Origin of the sequence: Mesorhizobium sp. CU3 (genome assembly GCF_006442965.1) — a bacterium.
Lineage (GTDB): Bacteria > Pseudomonadota > Alphaproteobacteria > Rhizobiales > Rhizobiaceae > Mesorhizobium.
This window is the reverse complement of record NZ_VFWX01000007.1, coordinates 270,110-289,349: the sequence shown is the minus strand read 5'-3', so window position 1 is coordinate 289,349 and position 19,240 is coordinate 270,110. Positions and strand designations below refer to the sequence as shown.

The window sequence follows — 19,240 nt, the reverse complement described above, 5'->3', positions numbered from 1 at the left end:
GGGAGATGGCCGGCAGGCCAGAGAGGGGGGCCTCGCACCGCCCTCCGTGGTTGGCCGCAAATCCAGGGAGCACCCTTGTCCGCCCCACTCATCGAAATGCGCGGCATCACCAAGAGCTTCGGCGCCGTCAAGGCGAACGAGGCCGTCGACCTCAGCGTTGCGCCCGGCGAAATCCTCGGCCTTCTGGGCGAGAACGGCGCCGGCAAGACGACGCTGATGAACGTGCTGTTCGGCGCCTATGCGCCCGACGCCGGCGACATCCTGGTGGAGGGCAAGCCGGTCGCCATCCGCAATTCCGCCGATGCTTTGGCCGCCGGCATCGGCATGGTGCATCAGCATTTTCACCTGGCGCCGCGCCTGACGGTGCTGGAGAACCTTCTGATCGGCATTCCCGGCAAGTCCGGCCGCATCGACCGTGCCGGCGGCCTGGCGCGGCTGGCCGAGATCGGCCGTCAGCATGGGTTGAGCCTCGACCCGAACCTGCCTGTTTCGGCATTGTCGGTCGGCGAGCAGCAGCGGCTGGAAATCATGAAGGCGCTGTTTCGCGGCGCGAAGCTGTTGATCCTCGACGAGCCGACCGCGGTGCTGGCGCCCAGCGAAGTCGATGGCCTGTTCGCCGCCCTGCGCTCGATGGCCGGCCAGGGGCTCGGCATCATCTTCATCTCGCATAAGCTCAACGAGGTGCGGGCGCTCACCCATCGTTGCGTGGTTCTTAGGCATGGTAAGGTAGCCGGCCGCGTCGACGACCCGGCCAACACGACTTCGGCCGCGATGGCGGAATTGATGTGCGGCCACGAGATCGTGCCGCCGACCAAGGCTGCCTCGGCGCCCGGCGCCTCGGTGTTGACGCTCGATCGCATTTCCACCGCCGGCCATGCCGGCACGCCGCTGCGTGACGTCTCGCTCTTCGTCCGCTCGGGCGAAATCCTCGGCATTGCCGGCGTCTCCGGCAACGGCCAGCGGGCGCTTGCTGATGTCATTTCCGGCATGCTGCCGCCGAGAGCCGGCACGATGACCATAACCGGCAAAACGGTCACGCAATTCGCGCCGCGCGAATTGCAAGCGCTCGGGCTCGGCCGCATCCCGGAAGACCGCATGACTACCGGCCTGGTCACCAACCTGCCGCTTGCCGACTCCATGGTGCTGCCGCGCATCGGCACCAAAGCCTTCAGCCGCAAGGGGCTGCTCAATCCGGCCGCCATCCGCGCCTTCGCCGAGGAACAGATCAAGGCCTATGATATACGCTGCCCCGGCCCGATGGTGCGCGCCGGCGCGCTCTCCGGCGGCAATCTGCAGAAGGCGCTGCTGGCGCGAGAACTCGCCTTCGACCCGAAAGTGCTTATCGTCTCGCAGCCGACACGCGGCCTCGACATCGGCGCCGCCCGCTTCATCCACGAGAAGTTTCTCGCCATGCGCGCCAAGGGCTGCGGCATCATCGTCATCGGCGAGGACCTCGAGGAATTGCTGATGCTCTCGGACCGCATCGCGGTGATGTATGAGGGCCGCATCGCCGGCACGCTCTCTGGCGCGGAGGCCACCGTCGCAAAACTCGGCCTGATGATGACCGGCGCCGGGCACACCGAGAAGGCCGCCTGATGTTCCGCCTCGAAGCCCGCAGTTCGACGCCTGCCTGGTTCAACCTGGCTTTGCCGCTGATCGCCATCGTCGCCACGCTTATCCTGTGCAGCGGTCTGATCGCGGTTGCCGGCGCCAACATCGTCGAGGCCTATGGCGTGATGCTGTCGGCCTCGCTCGGCGACAGCTACGCCATCACCGAGACGCTGGTGCGCGCCGCCCCGATGATCTTCACCGGCCTTGCCGTGGCGATCGCCTTCCGCGCCAAATTCTGGAACATCGGCGCCGAGGGCCAATTGCTCGCCGGCGCAGTGGCAAGTTGCTTCGTCGGCGCCATCCCGATGCCTGGTTATCTCGCCATGCTTTTGATGGCCGTAGCGGGTGCCGCCGCCGGCGCCCTCGTCGCGTTGGTGCCGGCGACGTTGCGGATAAAGTTCAAGGTCGACGACGTGGTGAGCTCGCTGCTGCTCAACTCGGTCATCTATTACGCGCTGATGGCGCTGATCGAGGGGCCGTGGAAGGATAGCTTCAGCGGCTATCCGATCTCGCCGCCGATCGAGGATTCGGCCAATTTCCCGGTGCTGATCGAGGGCACACGGCTGCATCTCGGCGTCATCGTGGCGCTGATCGCCGCGCCCCTCTGCTGGTTCCTGATCGCACGCACCACGCTCGGCTTCCGCATCCGCGTCACCGGCGAGAACCCGGAAGCCGCACGCTATGGCGGCATCAACGTGCAGCGTGTGCTCATCTCGACAGCGCTGCTCTCCGGCGCGCTGGCCGGCCTGGCCGGTGCCGGCGAGGTCGGCGGCGTGCATTTCCAGGTGATGAGCGACATCTCGCCGGGCTATGGCTATTCCGGCATCGTCGTCGCCATGCTCGCCCGGCTCAATCCGCTAGGCGTCGTACCGGCGGCGGTCTTCCTGGCCGCCGTCATGACCGGCGCCGAGGCGATGTCGCGGGCGACTGGCGTGCCGGCTTTCCTCAGCGATGTCATCCAGGGCACGGCGTTGCTTGCCATGCTGGTGGCGCTGCTTTTCACCGCCTACCGCGTACGCCGCGTCGGAGCCTCCGCATGACCGCGGTGTTCGAGCAGATTTTCCAGGTCGGCTTCCTCGCCGCCATCATCCGCATCGCCACACCTTTGGCCTTCGCCACGCTCGGCGAAATGTTCTCCGAGCGCGCCGGCGTGCTCAATCTCGGCATCGAAGGCATCATTCTGCTTTCGGCCATGACCGGCTTCACTGCCGCCAGCCTCAGCGGCAGCCTGTGGCTCGGCGTGCTGGTCGCCGTGCTCACCGGCATGCTGATGGGCGCGGTGCATGCGCTGTTCACCGTGGCGCTGGGCCTCAGCCAGCATGTCTGCGGCATCGGCGTGACCTTGTTCTCATCCGGCCTTGCCTATTTCCTCTACCGGCTGATCTTCGGCCAGCAATCCGTGCCGCCGAGCATCAAAGGTTTCAAGCCGGTGGCGATCCCGCTGCTGTCGGACATCCCGATCTTGGGTCCCGCCGTCTTCAGCCAGTTCACGCTCGTTTACCTGGCGATCATCGCCGTCCCGCTCGCCGCCTTCGTGCTCTACCGCACGCCATGGGGCTTGTCGGTGCGCATGGTCGGCGAGAACCCGCGCGCGGCGGATTCGGCGGGCGTCAGCGTCATCGCCACGCGCTTCCAGGCGGTGATCCTCGGCGGCGCGCTGATGGGGCTCGCCGGCGCCTTCCTCACCATGGCGCAGTTCAACGCCTTCACCTTCGGCGTGGTGTCCGGCCGCGGCTGGGTGGCGATCGCGCTGGTCGTGTTCGGCCGCTGGGACCCGTGGCGCTCGGCCGGCGCCGCGCTGCTCTTCGCCTTCGTCGATGCGCTGCAATTGCGCATGCAGGCGAGCGGCCTCGGCCACATCCCCTATGAAGCCTTCCTGATGCTGCCCTTCATCTTCACCATCGTCGCCATGGCCTTCATGTCGCGCAACGCGGTCGCGCCCTCGGCGCTGCTGAAGCCGTTTCGAAGGGAGGAGCGGTAGTTCCTCACCCTGCAAAGCGGGGAGAGGTGGCCGCGAAGCGGCCGGAGAGGGGCCTGCGACGCTGGTGAATTTTCGCCCGACTCTCGCGAAGGTCGAGCCATTCCCCTCTCCGCCTCGGCTTCGCCGAGCCACCTCTCCCCACTTTCGTGGGGCGAGGAAAAGCCTCAAATCGCCGTAAACGCGTTATCCACGAACAGATGCGCACCATTGACGAAGCTCGATTCGTCGCTGGCCAGGAACAGCGCCGCCTTCGCCACCTCTTCCGGCTCGCCGATGCGGCCCTGCTGGGCGGCAAGCGCCGCATCCGAGACGTCGACGCCGAGCTTGCCGAGATCCGCCACTTCGCGCAGGCCATGCGGCGTGCGGATGAAGCCGGGGCAGACGGCGTTGCAGCGGATGTTTCGGTCGCGGAACTCGACGGCGATGGCCCGCGCGAACATGTGGCAGGCGCCCTTGGTGGTGTCGTAGAGCACTTCGTTGGGCGTCGCCGCCACCGCCGAGATCGACGAGGTGCAGACGATCGAGCCGCCGCCGGCGGCGATCATGCCGGGCAGCACCGCGCGCGTCATCAGGAACATCGAGCGCACGTTGACGGCGTGCAGCCAGTCCCATTCCTGAAGCGTCGTTTCCAGGAAGGGCTTTATCACGATCGTGCCGGCATGGTTGAACAGCACCGTGACCGGGCCGAGCTTGGCGCTCGCCGCCTTCACCGCCGCTTCGACTTGCCTTTCGTCCGAGACATCCGCGAGGAAATGCTCGGCGACATGCCCGCGCGCCCGGATCGCCGCGGCGGTCTTGCCCGCCGCCTCGTCGTTGCGGTCGATGATCGCCACCTTGGCGCCTTCGGCAGCGAACAGCTCGGAAGCCGCCCCTCCCATCCCTGTCGCGCCGCCCGATATGATGGCAACCTTGCCCGCCAGCCTTCCACCCATGTCTTTCTCCCGTGAAATCCCTGATCCGCTAACGATGCTATCTTCCATGCGAGAGGCGTCCAAGGCCACTGGAAACAACAGGATATTGGGCCTGAAGGCACCTCAAGATGCTGATTTCAACCTATTTTCAGCTGGAGACCGGTAGTGACTGCCGGATTTTTCATGCAAGCCGGAGTTAAAAAATCCACGATCGGCCTTGATCCGAGAACACTGTCCCAAAAATCGCGAGAAAATAGCAATCGACAAAGTCTACTAACTTTATAGATTAATGGCCGTGACGGAGGCTCGACCATGACCTACATCCAGAACGCGCAGCGCAAGGGCCAGAGGCTGACCGCCGACCAGAGCTGGCGGCCAGCTTATGGCGGCACCTTCGCCTATGTCGTTTTCGCGCTTGCCTTCGTGTTCACCGGCGCCGTGGTGCTGGGCATCATTCCCTGAGCCAATCGGGGCAAAGGCCCCGCAATAAAAATCAAAGTTGAGTAACCGGAGTTGAGGGCTGGCCATTGCCGGTGCGCTGTCGCGCGCCTGCTTGGTGTTGAAATTTGGTTCGGAGCGGGGCGACCAACGTGATGGAGGAGATGGCAATGCCGATCGAGTTCACGCATGTTCCCGGCAAATCTGCCGAAAACAGTTTCTTCTACGATTTCGCTGACACGGCGACCAAGCTGTCGCTGATCGAGGATGCCGGCTTCCGCAAGCTGGTCGTCGACGATCCGGCCGGCCTGCTCACCAACATGGACATCGCCGCCCAGACGCTGGACCGCACCGGTTCGCTCGAAGTGGTGCTGACCCATTGGGCCGGCGTGATCGAGCCGACCGTCGCGGCAAGGCAGTTGGCGGCGCTCGACCGCGGCAGCGGCGGCCGACTGTCGCTGCGCATGCTGAGCGAACCGCTGGAAGACTCGGACGCCGAGGCGCGGCCGGTCGGCCACAGCGTGGTCTGGCAGCGCATCGACGAATATCTGGTGCTGTTGAAGCGGCTGTGGTCGAACGACCGGCCTTTCGACCATGAAGGCGCTTTCTATAGCGTCAAGGGCGGCTTCGTGCCGCGCAAGAGCCCGCATGGCGCCAACCTGACCATCCGCCTCGGCGGCCAGTCCGGCACGGCGCTGAGAGTTGCAGGCCGCCATGCCGATGTCTTCGAGCTGGCCGCCGGCTCGCCCGACGAGGTCAGGCAGATGATCGAGCGCGTGCGCAGCGCTGCCGCCGAGCATGGCCGTGCCGGGAAGCTGCGCTTCGCGCTTCCGGTGCGTATCCGCCCCGAGGGCTGGACCGGCGTCGCCGACCGCGCCGCCGGTCACAGGGCAGTCGATATTGCCGGGCCGCCGGCGCGTATTGCGCTGGCGCTCTTGCCCTATGCTGCGCTCGGCATCGAGGAATTCATGATCACCGGCATCGACCGCGCCGGCGAGATCGCCCGCGTCGGGCGCGAGACGATCACTCTGGTCTCGAATTCGCTGGCGCGGCGGGAAGCGGAAATCCCGCAGCCGGCGGCATTCGCCGTACCGACGGACGTCCGCGCGCCGGCCTGACCACTACCGCGCTGCGCCCGCGAGTTGAGACAGCGCGGCAAGTACGGCGTCCGTATCCGCCAACGCGCCGAACACACCGTCCTCGACCGTCACCATATGAAGCGCGGCCTCATGCGCATATTGGTCGCCGCTGGCGCAGGCGTCCGAAATCGTCAGGCACTGGAAATTGCGGTCGCAGGCCTCGCGCAGCGTGCTGTGCACGCACACATCCGTCGTACAGCCGGTGAACATCAGGTGCGTGATGCCTCGCGACCGCAGGATCAGCTCCAGGTCCGTATAGGTGAAGGCTCCGTTGCAGGTCTTGTCGACGATGATGTCCTGCGGCGCGACCTCGATGTCCGAGACGATCTGGAAACCCGGGCCGGAGCGCAGCAGCACGTCGGTCCCGTCGAGCCCCGCTCGCTTGCGCCGCCATATCTCGTAAGCCGTCATGTCGGCCATGTCTGCGCGGTAGCCCTGCCTGGTGTGGACGATAGTGGCGCCGGCTGCGCGGGCGGCTGCGATCAAGCTGTTCACCGCCGGAAGGATCGCGCGCAGCGGTGACGGATCATACCCCTTCCTGGCGAAATAGCCGGTCGGCGACAGGAAATCCTCCTGCAGATCGATGGCCAGCAGGGCCGTGTGCTGAGGCTCCAGCCTGCCGTCATAGGGGAAGTCGAACGGTCTCGCCTTGATCATCGTCCGCCTGCTTTGGTCACTCCGCGCATCGTGCCCGGCGGCCGTCTTGCCGTCCAGACCTTGCAGCATGCCAAGTGGTATGCACGGCGTCAGGCAAATTGTTGATCTTAATAGTCACCTTTAGAGTTGACTCGTAAACTCATGTTTCATAGTCAACCGGCATGGGCTGTCTTGAACGGCGGCCGCCGCATTGGAGGCGAATGCCGGTGTCGAGTTGGGCGTGTTGAAACACCCCGTCACCGGCCGGCCGATCGGTTACGTGCAATGATGAAGCGAGGGCGAGCCTTGTCCCGAAACGATCTTTTCGCGGTGCTGGCCGCATCCCTCGTTCTCACGGCCGGTGTCGCCGCGGCGCAGGAACAGCAGGCGCCGGCAGCGCAGGCGCCAGCCGCACCGGCCACGCAAACATCCGTGCAGCAGGCGCCGGCCGCACCGCCGACGCAACCGGGTATCCAGCCGCCTCCCAACGCTGCCACAGGCGATGAACCATCCATTTCCCTGACCCTGCCGCACGACTTGTCGCCCTGGGGCATGTTCATGAGTGCCGACATCGTCGTGAAGGCGGTGATGGTCGGCCTCGCCTTCGCCTCGCTGATCACCTGGACGATCTGGCTTGCCAAGTCGCTGGAAATCTTCGCCGGCAAGCTGAGGGCCCGCCGCGCCGCCAGCGCGATCGGCGATGCCGCGACGCTGATGCAGGCCGGCCGCGCGCTGGGTCATGGCGGTGGCCCGGGGGCGCTGCTGGTGCGGGCGGCTGAGGAAGAGCGCGCGCTTTCGGCCGGCGCGCTCGACCATGCCTCGGGCGACGGCCTGAAGGAACGCGTCGCCTCCCGCCTGTCGCGCATCGAGGCGGCAGCGTTCCGGCGCATGTCGCGCGGCACCGGCCTGCTCGCCACCATCGGCTCGACGGCGCCCTTCGTCGGCCTGTTCGGCACCGTATGGGGCATCATGAACGCCTTTATCGGCATCTCGCAGGCGCAGACCACCAATCTGGCGGTGGTGGCGCCGGGCATCGCGGAGGCGCTGCTCGCAACCGCCATGGGCCTGGTCGCGGCCATACCCGCCGTGGTCATCTACAACGTCTTTGCCCGCTCGATAGCCGGCTATAAGCAGATCCTCGCCGACGCTTCGGCCGGCGTCGAACGCCTGGTCAGCCGCGATCTCGACTTTCGCACCGTACCGCCGGCAACGGCGCTGGCGGCGGAGTAAGGGCTATGGCGGCGCGGATACGCGAAGCGGCCGGCGACGATCTCGAGGAAAGCCACGACATCAACGTCACGCCCTTCATCGACGTCATCTTGGTGCTTTTGATCATCTTCATGGTTGCCGCACCCTTGGCGACCGTCGATGTCAATGTCGACCTGCCCGGATCGACCGCGACGCCCGCGCCGCGCCCCGAAACGCCGGTCTTCCTCACCTTGAAGAGCGATCTGACGCTGGCGATCGGCAATGACAGCGTGCCGCGGCCGGGCTTTGCCGCCGTGCTCGGCAGCCGCACCAAGGGCGACAAGCAAACGCGCATCTTCCTGCGCGCCGACAAGACAGTCGGCTATGGCGACCTGATGGTGGTGATGAATCTTCTGCGTGCCGCCGGCTACCTGAAGGTGGCGCTTGTCGGGCTGGAGACAGCGTCCGGCGCGGACGCCGCAAGCGGAAGCGCCGCACCATGACACAGACGGCCGTCGCTCCGTATCGGCTGCCGCGCCTCAGCGCGCGCTCCGCCGGCCTTTGGACAACCGCGACCGCGATCGTTTTTGCCGGACATGTGGCAGTCGCCTATGGCTTGCAGGCCCTCAGCTTTGCCGATGCCGATGGCGGGCCGCCGCCGGCGCTGGCGATCGACATCGCGCCGCTGCCGACCACGCCGGCCATACCGCAGGAGGCGGCCATGCTCGACACAGTGACGCCGGAGCCGCCCGATGCAGCGGAGGAGACCGACAAGCCCGTCGACGTGCAGCCGCTGACCGACCCGCAACCGGAGCCGGTGGTGGAAGAACCCGTCACCGAACCGCGGGTCGAGGCCGAGGCGGCCGACCAGGCCGAACCAGCCGAACCGGCCGAACAGACGCTTGCCGCGCTGAGCGAGCAGCAGCCGCTGGACGAGGTCGTGCCGGATCCCGTCGAGGTCATCAACGCCGACGTCGTCGTGCCCTTGCCGCAGAAGCGGCCGGTCGAGAAGGTTGAAAAGCCGGTGAAGCCCGTCGCGACGAAAAAAACGGAGAAGAAGCCGGTCGAAAAACCAAAACCGCGGCCGAAGAAAGCCGCGCCACCCAACACCACGACCATGGCCAGCATCGATGCCAAGGCGGCGGCGAAAGCGGCGGCGCCGCAATCCGCCGATGTCACGCCGCGGTCGAGCGTCAGCCCTTCGCGCTGGAACTCCAGCCTCGCGGCCTGGATCAGGCGGCACACGCGCTATCCGAGCGCGGCGCGCTCCAGGCGAGCCGAAGGCACGCCAAGCGTGTCGTTCACCGTCGATTCCTTTGGCAGGGTGCTCTCGGCCCGGCTGGCGCGGTCCTCCGGCGATGGCGACCTCGACCGTGCCGCGCTCGCCGTGCTGCAGGGCGCCTCCGTGCCGGCGCCACCGGCGGATCTTGGCGCGCGCGTCACCCGCACCGCGCCCTTCGTGTTCAGCCTGCGGGATTGAGGCGCCATCGTGCTGATCGGTGATCGCGCTTGAGGGCTTGAGCTTTATCCTGAGATAATTCAGGAACACGTCGATGCCCGAACCCGGAACCATGCTCACCCGCCGCGCCCTTCTCAAAACCGCTACCGCCGCCGGCCTTGCCGGCTTAGGTGCTGCAACCGTCGGCAGGTTGGCCGGCTTTGCGGCCGCGAGCCCCGACCCGTTGCTGCTGCAAACCGCCAGCATTCAGGCCCAGCTGATGGACGGCGCGCCGACGAAGAATGTGCTGACCTATGGCAAATCCGGCCCACCGCCAGTGATCCGCATGAAGAAGGGCGAGGCGTTCGCCGCGCGCTTGATCAACGGCATCGACGATCCGACGACCATCCACTGGCACGGGATCCGCGTGCCGAACAGGATGGACGGCGTGCCGTTCCTGGTGCAGCCCTATGTCTACCAGGGCGATCATTTCGACTATGCCTTCACCCCACCCGATGCCGGCACCTTCTGGTACCATCCGCATTGCAACACGCTGGAGCAGATGGGCCATGGCCTGACCGGCGTGATCGTGGTCGAGAACCCGCACGACCCGGCCTTCGACGCCGAAGTCGTGCTCAACCTGCGCGACTGGCGGCTCGGCGACGACGGCCAGTTCATCCAGCAATTCCGGCCGCGCGACGCGGCCAAGACTGGCACCTTCGGCACCGTGCGCACCGCTAACTGGCTCGATCAGCCGCAATTCGATGCGCCGGCTGGCGGTCTGGTGCGGCTGAGAACCGCCATCACCGACGTCACCCGCATCTACGCCTTCAGCGTCGACGGCGCCGAGGTTGCAGTCATCGCGCTCGACGGCAATCCGGTGCCGCAGCGCTTTGCGCCCGACGCGCTTCTGCTCGGGCCTGGACAGCGGCTCGATCTCGCCATCCGCATGCCTGACCAGGAAGGTGCCATTGTCAGCCTGCGCGACGTGCGCGGCACCAAGCCGAAAATCCTGGCCACGCTGCGTTCAGTCGGGACCTCGCTCAAGCGCGATCTGCGCGACCTCGCGCCGCTGCCGCCCAATCCCGTGGCGGAGGCAGACCTGGCCGATGCGAGGCATATCGCGCTGGCGCTCAGCGCCACGGCCGAAAACGTTCCGGCCGACGGCATCTGCGGCTCGCTGGGCTACAGTTTCTGGGCCATCAACAAGGTGCCATGGCCGGGCGACACGCCGGACCCGACCGCGCCGCTGGCAGAGCTGAAGCTCGGCCAAAGCTACATCATCGACATGGAAAACCTAACGCCGCACTCGCACCCGATCCATCTGCACGGCATGAGTTTCAAGCTGCTGTCATCATCGAAGCGCGCGGTCTCGCCGCTGATCTCCGACACCTATCTCATTCAGCCCGACGAAAAAGTGCAGCTCGGCTTCGTCGCCGACAATCCCGGCGACTGGCTGCTGCACTGTCACATCATCGAGCACCAGAAGACCGGCATGACAAGTTATCTGCGGGTGATGTGAGGAACACAGAAATGGATGCGGGCATCCCTGCCCGCACCCTTGTTGACCGTTGCTACTGGGGCTGGGTTCCCTCCTCGCGCCGCTCCTTCTTCTTGCGCCACGGCGCGTTGGCTTCCCAGTCGCCGGCCATGATGCAGCCATAAGGCAGCACCTCGTCGACGATTTCCGCCAGGCCGAAATGCTCGATCTGACGGCGCATGGAGGCCGCGTTCTTGTAGGCGCTGGGCAGCTCCGAAATGTCGGTCACCCCGCTGAAGAATCGGGCGTCGATGCCCCGGGTTTCCTCGGCGAAGATCTCGGCGTCGCTGCGCCCGGCCTGCATGCGCCGGTGCTGGGTGCGCGAGAAGTTGCGCCCGGCGCCATGCGGCGAGAAGCCAAGCCCGTGCTCGGCATTCTTGCCGCGCACGATCAGCACCGGCTCCGCCATGTTGAGCGGGATCAGCGTCAGATCGGTCGCATCGTCGGCCCAGTCGTCGAAGGCCGGCGTGGCGCCCTTGCCGTGATAGAACAGCCCGTCCGAGCGGCGGAAGACGAAGTTGTGCTCGTTCCAGAACCGGTCCGAGACCTTCGCCGACAGCTTTTCGGCCGCGAGATCATGGATGAGCATATGGTTGCCCTTGGTCCATTCGCGGATCACCTGCAAGGCCTCCCAATACTCTTCGCCTTCCCGCGTATCGGCCGGAATCCAGGCATTCTGCGGCAACGTCTCCGGCGACAGCGCCTTGCGAACGCCTTCGGCGATCCTCATGCCCTTAGCGTAGAGGCGGGCGCCTGGCGCGCGCGAGCCGTGATGGGTCACCAGCGCCGTCTCGCCGCTCGACTTCAGCGTGCCGACATAAGCAAAATGGTTGCCGTCGCCCTGCGTGCCGAAATGCTCGATCGCCGCGCTCTTCAGGTCGCGCAGCAGCCCGTTCGCCTCGAAGCGCTGGAACAGCGCATCCGACGGCCGAAACTGCTGGCCGCGCTGGCGCCCGCCGGGCCCGAAATGGGTGACGGCGTGCACAGCGTCAAGCAGTACCGCAGGCGCCACACCGGGAAACACCGAGATCGCCATCGAGCAGCAGATATCAGCCGAATGCATGCCGGGATGGATGCCTTCGGACACGGCGACACCGCCGACCGGAATGGTTCCGAGCGAACCCGCCGGGCACGCATCGGGCATGATGGCGCCGGCGCGGATCACCGGCGTGCGCATCAGCTCGACCATGCTCTTCGTGACAGCCTCGACGTTGGCCGCCTCATGCTCGTTCTCGGCCAGGATGTTGAGGTGCAGCGGCAGCGAGCCGCCCGCCTTGAGCGGCATCGCCGGGGGTGGCGCGAAGCTGCGCGCGGTCTCGATCGCATCCACATGCGAGCCGCCCTTCTCCAGAACGGCATTGGCCGCCGCGAGCGCCCTGGCAAACCACTTGCCCTGCTGCATTCCGGCGTCGATCAAATCCTGTCCACTTACAATCTCGGTCATGTCTTTCACTTTCAAAACTTTAGATCACGTCTGGCGACAAGGGATGGCAGGACAATTTACTGAGCTACTTTCCATCTAGAAGATGGACGGGATGGCTCGAACATCCGACCTTCCGCAACTCTCATTGCGGATGCTCTATCCATGTAGTCTTGCCTGCATTCGCCATTTCCTGTCTGCATGCCAATCCTGGCGGGCGCCAAATCGATGCGAGAAACCGATCGATCCTGTGATCGACGGGCGGATTCGAACCACCAGATACCAATGTATTCCCGCAGGCATTCGCCCTGTTCAATCGGCTGGCGACAAGGATCGGCAAGACAACGCTTGACTGCGCCACCTCGCTCAGTGAGCGAGAGAGTGATTTGAACACTCGACCTCCCGTCTTCCGACGGGCGCGCTACCTGTAGTCCTGCCTGCATTCGCCATTCATTCGTCGTGCCGCGGCGACAAAAATAAGATGAAACCTGGGAGTCCCGCTCGTGCCAGAGAGCGCCAGCAAGGTGAGGAGTCGAACCTCACGGAGCATCCCGTCTTTGGAGCTGTAGTTCCATCGGGCATTCGCCGCGGCAAATTTTTGCCAGGTGTGACGACAAAGTCTGTTGTGAAACTGCCTTTCCGTTCTAACCGACTGAACTACGGAGCCGATTGGCAGCTCCGGCGGGATTCGAACCCGCGACCCGAAAGTTAGGATGTAGTTCCACAGGCATTCGTCACGTCTTCGACCTCTATTCTCCTTATCCATCTGCGGCCGCGGCCGCGAAATGTCGTCAGGCATGACGACAAGGGTGATGAAACATCTCCCTGCCTTGCGGCAGGACCCTGCTCTAACCGCTGAGCTACGGGTCCATAATGGCGGACCCGACGGGATTCGAACCCGCGACACGGAGGGTAACAGCCTGTAGTTCCATCGGCATTCGTCATGTCCTGTGCTTGCGGTGCCGGCGGACGCGCCGCCGGTACCATTTCTCAAAGTTCCACCGCCTCGATCGTGCGCACCCAATGGTCCGGGTCGCCGCCAGAGGCGAGCATCGTGCCGACCACGTCGAAGACCCGGTCGGAGAAGCCGCCGACATTCAAGATGTCGGCCTGCGGCTTGGCCTGCGTCGTAGCGTAGGGCTGGATGTCGATGCAGACCAGCTTGGCTTTCGGGTTACGCACCTTCAGCTTCTGCCATTCCTGCATCGTCGCCGTCCCCTGATGCGCGTGCTGCGTCGCGTCCACCCAGGACTGGTTGTCCGAAACGAACACGACCAGGTCGACCTTCGCCTTTTCACGCTCCAGCCGCGCCAACGGCGCCGAGCAGTTGGTTCCGCCGCCGCCGATCGCCGCGAGCTTCGCCGCGTTGGTCATGACCGTGTCGCGAGCGTTGAGGTGGACATCCACCACATCGTTCTCGAACGGCAGCACCCTCGCCGTCGGGTTGCGGCGCAGCAGCGCGGCAGCCACCAAGGCAGCCACGTCGATGCAGCGCACGGCCGAGGTCGCGCCCTTGCGAAAGCCGGTCGCCGGCGAGGCCATCGAACCCGAAACGTCGGGGCAGACGACCACATTGCCTTCGACCTGCGGAACGTTGCCGAGCGCGACTTCCATCGCATCCTGCAGCGCATCCTTGACCACTGCGGGCACGCCCGCCTCCGCCATGGTGAAGGCCACCATCAGCTGGTACGGGAACACCCTTGCGCGCCGGACCTCGTCCGGGTTGCTAAGGCGCGCCGCGAGCTTCTCGGCAAAACCCTCCACCTCGAACACGCCGTTGCGCACGAAGCTGTTGAGGTTCTGCCGCAGCATCTGCCAGCCGGCCGTCCCGGCGATCTGCACCCAATGCTCGCGCGACAGCGGCATCGAGGTCAGCATCTGGAACGGCACTTCCGGCACCGGCAGCGACGGATCGTGCTTGAAGGCCTCGAAGGCCTTTACCACGTCCGGCAGCGCGGCGACGTCATGCGGCTTGCCGATCAGATAGCCGTAGAGCGCCTCACGCGAGGCCGACTTGGGCTTCGGGTGAACCATCTTTACGACATCGGCCAGCGACGGGTCGTTGCCGACCGCGGCGCGCATGATCTCGAAATCCGACGCCTGCTCGAGCCAGTTCTGCACCAGGCGCTTCGGCCGCGTGCCGAGCGACTTGCGGCCGGTGGCGCCGGAGCGCATCACCTGCACGAAGTTGCGCAGCATCTTGCCGTTGCGCACGATCCGGGCGAAGGCGCGGTTGAACTCGTCACCTTGCATCAAGGACAGCGCGACCAGCAGAAGCGCCGGCATGTCCTTCATGTAACCCTGCTCGAAAGCATGGACCGCGGTCTTCGCCAAAAAGGCCGGCTCGACCTGCCAGGCAAGCTTCAGCACCTCGTCGAGCTGCTCGCTCGGCTCGGCGTAGAAAGTGGCGTTGAACGTTCCCGTCGTCGCCAGCTGAGCCAAGGCCTGATGAGGCGACAGGCGATAGGCCTGCGCGCCCTCATGGTTCCTGGCGTCAGCCGGCGGGAGCAGCTTTCCTGCACTCGTCGCAAACACGGATTTGTTTGCCATTGCCCTGATCCTTCTTGTTGACATCAGCATCATTACAAGCCCCGTGCCAGTTTAGAGCGCGAGCCTATCCGAGGCATGTGCATCTTGGGTAACCTATTGATTTTAATATGAAAGAAAAAATAGCGGCGGAACCTTTCGCCTCTGGCATTCCAGCGGCAAGTGTCTGTATACTGATCTAAAAATATCAGAGCTTATATGATGAGATAAAATGAAGAGACGGGTCGCCATCGGAATTCTCGGCACGACGCTCGATTCGGGTCGCACCGATGATCGCTGGAAAAAATGGCGGCCAACGGTTGCGCTCTGTCAGCAGCCTGGCCTGTTCATCGACCGGCTGGAACTCATTCACGGCACCCACTCGGAGCAGTTGGCAAGGCAGGTCATCGCCGACATCGAGCAAGTGTCGCCGGCGACGGACGTCAGGCGGCATGTCATTGCCGCGAAAGATCCCTGGGACTTCAGCGAGGTCTATACCGGCTTGCGCGACTTCGCCCGCGCCTACGCCTTCGATCCCGAGAAAGAGGACTATCTCGTCAACATCACGACCGGCACCCATGTCGCGCAGATCTGCTGGTTCCTGCTTACCGAAGCGCGTTTCATTCCGGCGCGGTTGTTGCAGCTTTCGCCGCGCAAGGACGGGCGTGACGACGTGTCGGGCGGCCATTCGATTATCGATCTCGACCTGTCACGTTATGACGCGATCGCCACGCGCTTCGCCGCCGAGCGCGATGAGGCGACCTCGTTCCTGAAATCCGGCATCGCCACCCGCAACACGGCCTTCAACCGCATGATCGAGCAGATCGAGAAGGTGGCGATCCGCTCGCGTGCGCCGGTGCTGCTCACCGGCCCGACCGGCGCCGGCAAGTCGCAGCTGGCGCGCCGCCTCTACGAGCTGAAGAAGGCGCAGCGCCAGTTGTCGGGCGCCTTCATCGAGGTCAATTGCGCCACGCTGCGCGGCGACCAGGCGATGTCGACGCTTTTCGGCCATGTGAAGGGCGCCTTCACCGGCGCGCAGGCCGAACGCGCCGGCCTGATGAAATCGGCGAACAGGGGCGTGCTGTTCCTTGACGAGATCGGCGAGCTCGGTCCCGACGAACAGGCTATGTGCCTCAGGGCAATCGAGGAAAAGCGCTTCCTTCCCGTCGGGGCCGATCAGGACGTGACGTCCGATTTTCAGCTGCTTGCCGGCACCAATCGCGACCTTTCGATCGATGTGAAGGCGGGCAAGTTCAGGGAGGACCTGTTCGCGCGGCTCAATCTGTGGACCTTCCAGCTGCCGGCGCTGCGCGACCGTAAGGAAGACATCGAGCCCAACCTCGAATTCGAGCTGCGCCGTTTCGGCGAGCGCGAGGGGCAAAACGTCACCTTCAACAAGGAAGCGCGCGAGCTCTACCTCAAATTCGCCATGGCGCCGGAAGCGCAATGGCGAGCAAATTTTCGCGACCTTTCCGCCTCGGTGACGCGTATGGCCACACTTGCCCCGCTCGGCCGCATCAACGAGGAAGCCGTGCGCGACGAGATCGCTCGCCTTGGCGCACTCTGGCGCGGAGGCGGCGACACCGGTGGCGACCATGAGGCGCTATTGCTCGATGTAATTGGACCGGACCGCCTCGAAGAGATCGATCCCTTCGACCGCGCGCAGCTCGCCGCGGTGATTGAGGCCTGCCGTGACAGCAGTTCGCTCAGCGCCGCAGGCCGAAGGCTCTTTTCGGTATCGCGCCTGAAAAAGACCAGCGGCAACGACGCCGACAGGCTGCGTAAATACCTGATGCGTTTCGACCTCAGCTTCGAGGACATTGCCCGCGTGTAAGGCCTGTCACCTCGAACCCTTCTCGTATCGCTGCGAGCGGCTCTCCGTGGTGTCAGCCCCTTCCTCGTCTGCTTCGAAGCGCGCTTGGCGCGGCATCGGGTCCATCAGATTCCTGGTCTTGGCATTGTTGTGCGCGTGGATGACCGCGCGGCCGAAATGCAGCAGGATTCCCAGCACTGACATTGGCACTTCCTCCATTGAAATGGCTGACATGTCGCTGTCGCAAGGCGTGACGGGTCTGGATCGACAAAGCCCTTCGCCACATTGGGAGCGAAGGCCCGATTTGGCTCAGCGCGTGCCCGAAAGGACGATATGGGCAAGGTGGGCATTTTCGCGGGCCCGAGGCGCCGCTTCCCAGCCGATGTCTTTCTGCAACTCAGGCGACAGGCTGTTCATCAGGCGCCTGGCCTTGGCGTCGTTGTGGTGGCGTATGATGGAGCGGCCGAGATTTCCGAGCATGGACATTTCGCACTTCCCTGTTCCGTTTGGATGGCGGGATGAATGCGCCCGGTCCGTTTCGCGCCAATGGCGCGCAAAACGGCCCCCGGTTTCCGAAAACACGGATCCGGAAACATTCGCATGTAAACGATTTTACGTATCTGGACCGGTTGGCGGAGCCGCTCCGCATGGCGTTTGCAGGCCGGCCTCACCTGAATATCAATACGCCTCAGGGTGTCTTGCGTCGGCGCGCCGCCATGATGGCATGGCCGACGGCTATGCCAATGAAACCGGCCACGGCCTTGAGCACGGCGTCCCTCAACCGGGCATGCCGGCCCGGGTCGATGATCTGCAGCGCCTCCAGCACGCCAGCGACAAGCGCGGCCGCCACCAGGGTCTGCACGAGGCGGTTCGGGAAACCAAGGGCAAGCGCCACGCCGAACAGCACATAGGCCAGCGCGCGCTCAACATTCGGATCGCTGGTGAGATGCGGCCGCATTTCGATCGGCGACAGTGTCGCGAAGCTGATCGCTGCGAACAGGAAGAGGGCCACAATGCGGGAAATCGAGATCATCGTCACATGCCAGAGACTGACGGCAGCATCGAAGTTTTCGGCTTCACCGTCTAATAAAATTATCGATCCGGGGAATTCCGCTGGTGGAGCTGAGGGGGAGACAACCTTCGTTAGGTATTTTCCTTTTTGCATCAAAATGATGTTGAAAAACAGAACGCTGTGGGGCACAGGCTGGGTACGCAATTGGGTACTCAGGGGCCAACAGAATGCCAGCGCCACGTCACGCCGACAAGCGATTTCTGGAACTGCATGGGAACAGATGGCGCGTCGTGGTCAACGTCCCCCGAGACCTCCAATCAACCATCGGAAAGACCAAGCTCAAGCAGTCCCTGGAAACAGACAGCCTCGCAGAGGCGAACAGGTTGAAGTGGACAGTCGTCGAAGCACTCCATGCTCAGATCAGTCAGTTGCGGTCGCCCGAAACCGCCAAGGCGGAGGCTCTTCGGCTTGCGGCCCTCAGGAGGCGCATCGAAGATGCGGGAGCCGACCCCCACGCCATAGATCTGGAGATCATCAACCGCGCCGAGGAGTTGGCCGGGAAACCGGTGGGCGTCGATAGGGAAGGCCAACCGGTGTTCGAGCCCCATAAGGAAGATGCGGCGGTACAGTTCGCTGACATGGCCTTCGGTAGGAGAACCCCTATAGACGCTCACCGAAAGGTCTACCTCGACCAGCTGAACGTCAAATCGCGAACCCGCGCCGATGACGAGCGGGCCATGGGGTACCTGCTCGACTGGTGCAAGAGCGAGAGTGTTCCGGCCTTCCTGGAAACGTTCGGCAAGCGGGAGGCCGTCAGGTTCGCGGATGCCTTCAGGGCCAGCCAAGGCCGGTCGCCGGTCACACTGAACAAGTATCTAACCCGGCTAAGCATCTATTGGCAGTGGATGGAGAACCGCCATGCTGTGAACGCCGATGTCTGGGCGGGAAGAACCTATACCGTGCCGCGCGTGTTGAACGAAGACAAGGAACGGCCCTTCACCTACGACGAGATGGTCAAACTGCTTTCAGGGGAAGCCTCTCAGCAGATGCACGACTTGATGCGCATTGCTGCCCTTACGGGAGCGCGCATTGAGGCGATAGTGGACCTCAAAATGAAGGATTGTCAGGGCGGCACGTTCACCTTCAAGCCGCAGAAGAAAGAGCCGGGCGCCCGTGACTGCCCGATCCATCCGGATCTCAAGGCAATCGTGGAACGCCGGGTCGCAGGAAAGTCGCCGGACGACGATCTTTTCCCTGAGTGGCCCCCGGTACGCAAAAAGGACTCGATGCGTGAGCGGTCGTTCAAGGCGTCCAACCACTTTACGGCATACCGCAGGAAAGTCGGAGTGGAAGAGACACGCGAAGGCAGGCGGCGCAGCCTCGTCAACTTCCACTCCTTCCGGCGATGGTTCATCACCACGGCAGAACGCGCGGGGCAACCCGAAAGCACCATTCAAACCGTCGTCGGGCAGAAACGCGCGAGCATTGCCTTCGGCGTGTACTCGGGTGGGCCATCACTGGAGCAGTTGCGGGAATGTGTGGAGGCCGTCCGGCTTCCGGAAGCGATAGCCGAAAAGGCCAAGTGAG

18 protein-coding genes are annotated in these 19,240 nt (G+C 64.4%); 11 read left to right on the top strand and 7 right to left on the bottom strand.

Annotated elements, in window-relative coordinates:
• Positions 1 to 75 precede the first annotated feature (75 nt).
• From FJ988_RS13665 to FJ988_RS13655, 3 genes are read left to right on the top strand one after another with little or no spacing between them, the layout of a single operon-like run.
• Complete coding sequence (locus FJ988_RS13665) at positions 76 to 1,596, top strand: ABC transporter ATP-binding protein (protein ID WP_140818426.1); 1,521 nt, start codon at positions 76 to 78, stop codon at positions 1,594 to 1,596.
• Positions 1,596 to 2,651: an ABC transporter permease gene (locus FJ988_RS13660; protein WP_140818424.1), complete on the top strand. Its 1,056-nt coding sequence runs from the start codon at positions 1,596 to 1,598 to the stop codon at positions 2,649 to 2,651. Before FJ988_RS13665 ends, FJ988_RS13660 begins: the two co-directional genes overlap by 1 nt.
• Complete coding sequence (locus FJ988_RS13655) at positions 2,648 to 3,592, top strand: ABC transporter permease (protein ID WP_140818422.1); 945 nt, start codon at positions 2,648 to 2,650, stop codon at positions 3,590 to 3,592. Before FJ988_RS13660 ends, FJ988_RS13655 begins: the two co-directional genes overlap by 4 nt.
• Positions 3,593 to 3,756: 164 nt before the next feature.
• Here FJ988_RS13655 and FJ988_RS13650 read toward each other — a convergent pair whose 3' ends face one another.
• Complete coding sequence (locus tag FJ988_RS13650; RefSeq protein WP_140818420.1) at positions 3,757 to 4,524, bottom strand: SDR family NAD(P)-dependent oxidoreductase; 768 nt, start codon at positions 4,522 to 4,524, stop codon at positions 3,757 to 3,759.
• A gap of 291 nt (positions 4,525 to 4,815) precedes the next feature.
• Between FJ988_RS13650 and FJ988_RS13645 the strand changes: the two genes are divergently transcribed.
• Together FJ988_RS13645 and FJ988_RS13640 are read left to right on the top strand one after the other, a co-directional pair.
• Positions 4,816 to 4,965 carry a hypothetical protein gene (locus tag FJ988_RS13645; protein WP_140818418.1) on the top strand — a complete coding sequence of 50 codons (150 nt, stop codon included), beginning with the start codon at positions 4,816 to 4,818 and terminating at the stop codon, positions 4,963 to 4,965.
• Between the two features lie 146 nt (positions 4,966 to 5,111).
• A complete protein-coding gene (locus FJ988_RS13640) occupies positions 5,112 to 6,059 on the top strand; it encodes an LLM class flavin-dependent oxidoreductase (RefSeq protein WP_140818416.1) in 948 nt (315 codons plus the stop codon).
• Positions 6,060 to 6,062: 3 nt separating this feature from the next.
• Here the strand turns inward: FJ988_RS13640 and FJ988_RS13635 are convergent, their stop codons facing one another.
• Positions 6,063 to 6,737: a cysteine hydrolase family protein gene (locus FJ988_RS13635; protein WP_140818414.1), complete on the bottom strand. Its 675-nt coding sequence runs from the start codon at positions 6,735 to 6,737 to the stop codon at positions 6,063 to 6,065.
• Positions 6,738 to 7,022: 285 nt separating this feature from the next.
• Between FJ988_RS13635 and exbB the strand changes: the two genes are divergently transcribed.
• The 4 genes from exbB to FJ988_RS13615 all read left to right on the top strand — a co-directional run bounded on the left by exbB (position 7,023) and on the right by FJ988_RS13615 (position 10,864).
• Entirely contained in the window at positions 7,023 to 7,946 is a 924-nt protein-coding gene (exbB, locus tag FJ988_RS13630; protein WP_140818412.1) for a tonB-system energizer ExbB, read from the top strand.
• Positions 7,947 to 7,951: 5 nt separating this feature from the next.
• On the top strand, positions 7,952 to 8,407 hold the full coding sequence (exbD, locus tag FJ988_RS13625; RefSeq protein WP_140818410.1) for a TonB system transport protein ExbD: 456 nt from the start codon (positions 7,952 to 7,954) through the stop codon (positions 8,405 to 8,407).
• The gene (locus FJ988_RS13620; protein WP_140818408.1) at positions 8,404 to 9,384 is read left to right on the top strand and encodes an energy transducer TonB; all 981 of its coding nucleotides are present in this window, start codon (positions 8,404 to 8,406) and stop codon (positions 9,382 to 9,384) included. The genes exbD and FJ988_RS13620 overlap by 4 nt, the downstream gene beginning before the upstream one ends.
• Positions 9,385 to 9,457: 73 nt before the next feature.
• Complete coding sequence (locus FJ988_RS13615) at positions 9,458 to 10,864, top strand: multicopper oxidase family protein (RefSeq protein WP_140818406.1); 1,407 nt, start codon at positions 9,458 to 9,460, stop codon at positions 10,862 to 10,864.
• 52 nt (positions 10,865 to 10,916) lie between these two features.
• Here the strand turns inward: FJ988_RS13615 and FJ988_RS13610 are convergent, their stop codons facing one another.
• Together FJ988_RS13610 and FJ988_RS13605 are read right to left on the bottom strand one after the other, a co-directional pair.
• Positions 10,917 to 12,326, bottom strand: a complete 1,410-nt coding sequence (locus tag FJ988_RS13610; RefSeq protein ID WP_140818404.1) for an RtcB family protein — start codon at positions 12,324 to 12,326, stop codon at positions 10,917 to 10,919.
• Between the two features lie 966 nt (positions 12,327 to 13,292).
• Positions 13,293 to 14,852 carry an RNA-binding protein gene (locus FJ988_RS13605; protein ID WP_140818402.1) on the bottom strand — a complete coding sequence of 520 codons (1,560 nt, stop codon included), beginning with the start codon at positions 14,850 to 14,852 and terminating at the stop codon, positions 13,293 to 13,295.
• A gap of 208 nt (positions 14,853 to 15,060) precedes the next feature.
• Between FJ988_RS13605 and rtcR the strand changes: the two genes are divergently transcribed.
• Positions 15,061 to 16,662: an RNA repair transcriptional activator RtcR gene (gene rtcR / locus FJ988_RS13600; protein ID WP_140818400.1), complete on the top strand. Its 1,602-nt coding sequence runs from the start codon at positions 15,061 to 15,063 to the stop codon at positions 16,660 to 16,662.
• A gap of 6 nt (positions 16,663 to 16,668) precedes the next feature.
• On the opposite strand, the gene FJ988_RS30815 is transcribed toward rtcR, so the two are convergent.
• The 3 genes from FJ988_RS30815 to FJ988_RS13595 form a co-directional block, all read right to left on the bottom strand.
• Positions 16,669 to 16,845: a hypothetical protein gene (locus FJ988_RS30815; RefSeq protein WP_181183522.1), complete on the bottom strand. Its 177-nt coding sequence runs from the start codon at positions 16,843 to 16,845 to the stop codon at positions 16,669 to 16,671.
• Between the two features lie 105 nt (positions 16,846 to 16,950).
• A complete protein-coding gene (locus FJ988_RS30810) occupies positions 16,951 to 17,127 on the bottom strand; it encodes a hypothetical protein (RefSeq protein WP_181183521.1) in 177 nt (58 codons plus the stop codon).
• A gap of 202 nt (positions 17,128 to 17,329) precedes the next feature.
• Positions 17,330 to 17,857 (bottom strand): VanZ family protein, encoded by a 528-nt coding sequence (locus FJ988_RS13595; RefSeq protein ID WP_246688530.1) that lies wholly within the window; start codon positions 17,855 to 17,857, stop codon positions 17,330 to 17,332.
• Positions 17,858 to 17,880: 23 nt separating this feature from the next.
• Between FJ988_RS13595 and FJ988_RS13590 the strand changes: the two genes are divergently transcribed.
• The gene (locus tag FJ988_RS13590; protein ID WP_140818398.1) at positions 17,881 to 19,239 is read left to right on the top strand and encodes a DUF6538 domain-containing protein; all 1,359 of its coding nucleotides are present in this window, start codon (positions 17,881 to 17,883) and stop codon (positions 19,237 to 19,239) included.
• Position 19,240 lies beyond the last annotated feature (1 nt).